The following is a 5,413-nucleotide window of genomic DNA, read 5'->3' on the forward strand; positions in this document are numbered from 1 at the left end:
GATATAGGTAAGGCATCATCAACTTGATATAGCTCTGACTTTGATTGATATTCAATGATAGCGTGGCTAAATTTGGGATTGCTAGACTGCATCACGCCCATCAACCGAAGTGATAGCTTAGTCTCTTGAGCATCTATCGGTGTATCCTGCTCGATGACCGGCTCAGCTGATGCTGCTGCAGTTGGCTGACCAAATAAATACCATGTCTGCATTGGCTTTATATTAATCATGCCTGATCCTGCCCCATCAGCAGAGACGATAGTAGTGTCAACTTGATTAAACGGCTTAAACGGCTGCAAGCTCGGGCTGGGTATCATTTGCCAAAATCCTGCGGCTAAAATATTGATTAGCCAGAGCAATAGCAACACATAGGCAACTATACGCCAGTGCTGATTAGACACTGATGCCAGCCGCGCGCTTAGCCAAGCGACAGGTGCAAATGACTTCACAGCCATTAACGATGTATTGATATCAGCCAAGCAAGTCTCCTGACAAGAAGCCGTCTATATTATTGGAATTAACAAAACATTAGACAGTGTATCAAAACTGTCATGCAAGTCAGTGATTATCCTACAAAAATATGACAGTTTTATAGAAAAACTGCAGCAATTATGACAAGCGCATAAAAAAGTCCGTTAAGCTGCACAAAAAAAGCCATGATTGTTTACAAATCATGGCTTCAGAAAGAGATTTAGCGGCTGATTTAAGCGAATTAACCGCCAACAAGATTAATCATGACCCCGGCAGCAACGGCTGAACCAATCACCCCAGCAACATTTGGCCCCATGGCGTGCATTAATAAGAAGTTTTGCGGGTTGGCCTCAAGGCCCACTTTATTTGATACTCGGGCAGCCATCGGCACCGCCGAAACACCTGCCGAACCAATTAATGGATTGACTTTATGCTGACTGAAAAGATTCATAAACTTCGCCATTAGCACGCCGCAGGCGGTGCCAATCGCAAAAGCCACCATGCCTAGCAGCAAAATACCGAGCGTATTCAAATCTAAAAATTTATCAGCACTCAGCTTTGAGCCAACTGACAAGCCCAAAAATATAGTTGTTACATTGATTAAGGCATTTTGCGCGGTATCGGATAAACGATCTACCACGCCACACTCTTTCATCAAATTGCCAAAGCAGAACATGCCTAATAGCGGTGCGGCGTCCGGCAATACTAAGGCAACCAGCACCAATAGACTGATAGGGAATAAGATTTTTTCACGCTTTGATACCACGCGAAGCTGTACCATTTCGATTTTACGCTCAGCCTCATTGGTAAATAACTTCATAATGGGTGGCTGAATCATCGGCACTAGCGCCATATACGAATATGCCGCTACGGCAATCGCACCCAATAAATGTGGCGCCAGTAATGACGACACATAAATAGCGGTAGGGCCATCGGCGCCACCGATAATGCCTATCGCGGCTGCATCTGCCAGGCTGAAATTCATGATGCCCAATGACGACATTCCGACTGCACCCAGCACAGTCGCAAAGATGCCAAACTGAGCCGCAGCACCTAAAAATAAGGTTTTCGGATTGGCCAGCAAGGGACCAAAGTCCGTCATTGCCCCTACTCCCATAAAAATAACCAGCGGAGCAACCGTGCTACCAATCGCCACCGAATAAAAATTATATAGGGTGCCATTGCTGAAGCCCGCGTCTGCGGCAATTTGCTGCACCGATAATAGCGCGGCCTTGGGTGCCGTGGCATAAGCCTGCTTCAAATTTTCAACATTCGGCTCAGCAACATTCAGCGCCGCAGCAAGTGCAGCCCAAACATCGGTGTCAGCAGCATAAATCGCATTTTCAACGGCAGAAAACGCCATACCAACGCCAGGGATATTGGCCATAATGCCGCCAAAGCCAATTGGCACAAGCAATAAGGGTTCAAACTGCTTATTAATTGCAAGAAACAGTAAAATAAAGCACACCAGCATCATCACAAACTGGCCGCCGGTTAACTGAGCCGCACCAGAGTTGGCCCATAAAGACAGTAACGATTCCATGACCTACCCTTAAGCTATTGCAATCAACTGATCGCCAACCGAGACCGCATCGCCTTCTTTAACCGCCACTGCTGAAACAGTGCCTGCCCTGGGCGCTCTAACTTCGGTCTCCATTTTCATGGCTTCGAGAATCACAATCACATCACCTTGTTGCACTTGTTGCCCAACGGCAACGGGCACTTTAAAGATATTGCCGGCAAGTGGTGCATTTACCGGTTCGCCAGCAGCATCAGCTGATCCTGCAGCAGGTGCTGCCGGTGCTGAAGGCGCAGCAAGCGTTTGTCCGCTGGGCGCCAGCGCAGCAATATCGCCGCCCTCGGCAACCTGAACCACATAACTTTGGCCAGCGACGGTTACGGTATAGACTTCTTCAGCAGTCGAGCTTTGTGCCACTGTTGGCGCCACGTCGGCTTCAGAGGGCACAGGCTCAAATGCATCTGGATTGCCGCGATGCTGTAAAAATTTAAGGCCAATTTCTGGAAATAGCGCATAGGTGAGCACATCATCAATTTCGGCATCGCCAGCGCTTAGCTTAATATCTTGTTGCGCAGCCTTGGCGCGCAGCTCTGCGCTCAATTTATCAAGCTCATCCTCAAGCAAATCGGCAGGACGACAAGTAATCGCCGTCGCACCATCCAACACGCGCGCCTGCAGCTCAGCATTTACCGGCGCTGGCGTTGCACCATACTCACCCTTTAAAACACCCTGNGTTTCTTTTGAAATAGANTTGTAACGCTCGCCAAACATCACATTCATAACCGCCTGCGTGCCAACAATCTGTGAGGTTGGAGTAACCAGTGGGATGAAGCCTAAATCTTCGCGTACTTTTGGAATTTCGGCCAACACCGCGTCGAGCTTATCGGCTGCACCTTGATCACGCAGCTGGTTTTCCATATTGGTTAACATGCCACCCGGTACTTGCGCGACCAAAATGCGCGAGTCAACACCGCGCAAAGAGCCTTCAAATTTGGCATATTTTTTTCGCACCTGACGAAAATACGCGGCGATTTCCTCTAGCAGCTGAATATTCAGACCGGTGTCACGATCAGTGCCCGCAAGCATTGCTACCACTGATTCAGTCGGTGAATGTCCGTAAGTCATCGACATTGACGAAATTGAGGTATCGACATTATCAATACCGGCCTCAATGGCTTTTAATGCGGTAGCGGTCGATAGTCCGGTCGTCGCATGGGATTGCATATGAACCGGGATAGACAACTCAGCTTTGAGACGGCTAACCAACTCAAACGCCACATAAGGCGTTAACAAACCCGCCATATCTTTAATACAAATAGAATCTGCACCCATCGCCTCAACTTGCTTAGCGAACGCCACATAGGCATCAATGGTATGCACCTCAGACACGGTATAAGAGATTGTCCCTTGCGCGTGTTTGGCGTTTTCTCGCACCGCCTGTATCGCGGTTTCTAAATTGCGCGGATCATTCATCGCATCAAATACACGAAACACGTCCACGCCATTCAAGGCCGCCCGTTCAACAAACTTGCGCACCACATCATCAGCATAGTGGCGATAGCCTAAAATATTTTGCCCGCGAAACAACATCTGCATCGGCGTATTTGGCATGGCTTTTTTTAACTCACGTATACGCTCCCAAGGGTCTTCACCGAGGTAACGGATACAGGCATCAAAAGTTGCACCGCCCCAGGTTTCCAGCGACCAAAATCCAACTTGATCAAGTTTTTCGGCAATCGGCAGCATATCGTCTAAACGTAATCGGGTAGCGAATAAGCTTTGATGCGCATCGCGCAGCACAACATCGGTAATACCAAGTGGAGTTTTGTTGGTCATAATTTTGCCTTGTGGGTCATCTTTCAAACCGCAATGGGTAATGTTTGTTTGAACGATAGTAACGCGCTTACTTGTGGCGAGAGCGGTACTGGTGCACGGCGGCTGAGATAACAGCCATCAAAGTTGCATTTTCGCTTGGCTGCACGGCACCGGTCTGAGGTATTGACGGTGCCTGTGGCTTAGCCGCTGGCGTCTGGTCTGGAAAAAAACGGTTTACGATGGCCGACATGGCAGATGTCACTACCACTAGCACGGCCAAAAACACAAACACAGTACCCATGCCAAAAATCATCAACTCAAGCCCTTGCTCAATGATGCTAGGCTCAAGCGCTATATCGTGTGTAGTGGACTGCATAGTTTTGTCTCGGTCGCTGTGATATTCCAAACAGTATCAACCATAGCTTGAATCTGCGATAATTTAAAACAAATCGCTTCAATCCAGGCCTTGAAATTGATAAAAAGCGGCGCATTCTATCAAGCAGTTTGTCAATGCTCCACTGCTTTCCGCTACAAGCGCTAGATTTTTACTACTACAGATAAGCATATTCGCAGCAAAATTCGGTAATGTATGCACCCAGCCCCTGAGTTTTTAATGTTAGCGCCGATGGAGGGTGTGGTTGAGCACACGATGCGGCGCCTATATGCGCAACTTGGCGGCATAGATCGCTTTGTCACCGAGTTCATTCGAGTTGGCGAGCAAACCCTGCCACCCCGCGTATTTTATCGCTACTGTCCTGAGTTACGCCAAATAGCTGGGCAGCGCAGTGAATTAGCAAGCTCTAAGCGCAAGCAAACCGCAGTGCCAACCTACACGCAGTTGTTGGGCGATAACCCAGAGAGCTTGGCCCGTAATGCGATGAAATTAACCGCACTGGGTAGCCCTGGTATCGACCTCAACTTCGGTTGTCCCGCTAAAACCGTAAATAAGTCTTGCGGCGGCGCTTTCTTACTGCAATATCCTGATTCGCTTTACCAGATCGTCAGCCAAGTTAGACAGGCCGTGCCTGCAAAAATACCGGTGAGCGCCAAAATTCGCCTAGGTTTTGATGATGACCGGCTTGCAACAGACATTGTCAGCGCCATCAGTAGCGCAGGCGCGAATGAAATCGTGATTCATGCACGCACCAAAAAACAAGGCTATAAACCACCCGCGCATTGGGAAAAAATCGCCATGCTGAAACAATACAGCGCGATTCCTATTATCGCCAATGGTGAAATATGGACCTACGAACAGCTTGTGGAATGTATGCAGGCCAGCCAGTGCCAGCGCATCATGTTAGGCCGCGGCCTGCTTGCCAGCCCAGACCTGGCAATTTTTAGCAAAAACCCTGCACACCAGCCCTTTCAGTTTGGTGAAATCGTTTTACTGCTAAATTATTATTATCAACTGTTAAAACAGAGCTATCCGCCCAACTTCAGACTGAGCTTGATCAAACAGTGGCTATGTTATCTTCGCGCTCAATATGCCAAAGCCTATTTATTATTTGAAAGCATTAAACGTATTCGATGTGCCGATCAGCTTGAGCTAACGCTTAAGCAAGCGTTGCAACACGCTAATGCAGCAACCACCATTCGAACCCAGCTGGG

The 5,413-nt window shown here is 48.3% G+C and carries 5 protein-coding genes; 1 reads left to right on the forward strand and 4 read right to left on the reverse strand.

All coding sequences use genetic code 11. The features are described 5' to 3' along the window. From HRU21_08760 to HRU21_08775, 4 genes are all read right to left on the reverse strand, one after another. Nucleotides 1-479, reverse strand: a 479-nt coding sequence (locus HRU21_08760) for a hypothetical protein (protein ID NRA42380.1), incomplete at its 3' end; no start/stop codon positions are given. 233 nt (nucleotides 480-712) lie between these two features. After that, nucleotides 713-2,014, reverse strand: a complete 1,302-nt coding sequence (locus HRU21_08765) for a sodium ion-translocating decarboxylase subunit beta (GenBank protein ID NRA42381.1) — start codon at nucleotides 2,012-2,014, stop codon at nucleotides 713-715. Between the two features lie 9 nt (nucleotides 2,015-2,023). Continuing rightward, nucleotides 2,024-3,826, reverse strand: a complete 1,803-nt coding sequence (oadA, locus tag HRU21_08770; GenBank protein NRA42382.1) for a sodium-extruding oxaloacetate decarboxylase subunit alpha — start codon at nucleotides 3,824-3,826, stop codon at nucleotides 2,024-2,026. Nucleotides 3,827-3,893: 67 nt separating this feature from the next. Then, entirely contained in the window at nucleotides 3,894-4,181 is a 288-nt protein-coding gene (locus HRU21_08775; GenBank protein ID NRA42383.1) for an OadG family protein, read from the reverse strand. Nucleotides 4,182-4,418: 237 nt separating this feature from the next. Between HRU21_08775 and HRU21_08780 the strand changes: the two genes are divergently transcribed. Continuing rightward, nucleotides 4,419-5,413 (forward strand): tRNA-dihydrouridine synthase (locus HRU21_08780; GenBank protein ID NRA42384.1); only part of this gene is annotated, 995 nt, incomplete at its 3' end.

The sequence above is a fragment of the Pseudomonadales bacterium genome, from assembly GCA_013215025.1.
In the GTDB taxonomy this organism is placed as follows: Bacteria; Pseudomonadota; Gammaproteobacteria; order Pseudomonadales; family DT-91; genus DT-91.

Excerpts from the sequence above, each read along its gene's own strand:
- HRU21_08765 (NRA42381.1), bottom strand. The coding sequence starts at position 2,014 with ATGGAATCGTTACTGTCTTTATGGGCCAACTCTGGTGCGGCTCAGTTA.
- HRU21_08775 (NRA42383.1), bottom strand. The coding sequence starts at position 4,181 with ATGCAGTCCACTACACACGATATAGCGCTTGAGCCTAGCATCATTGAG.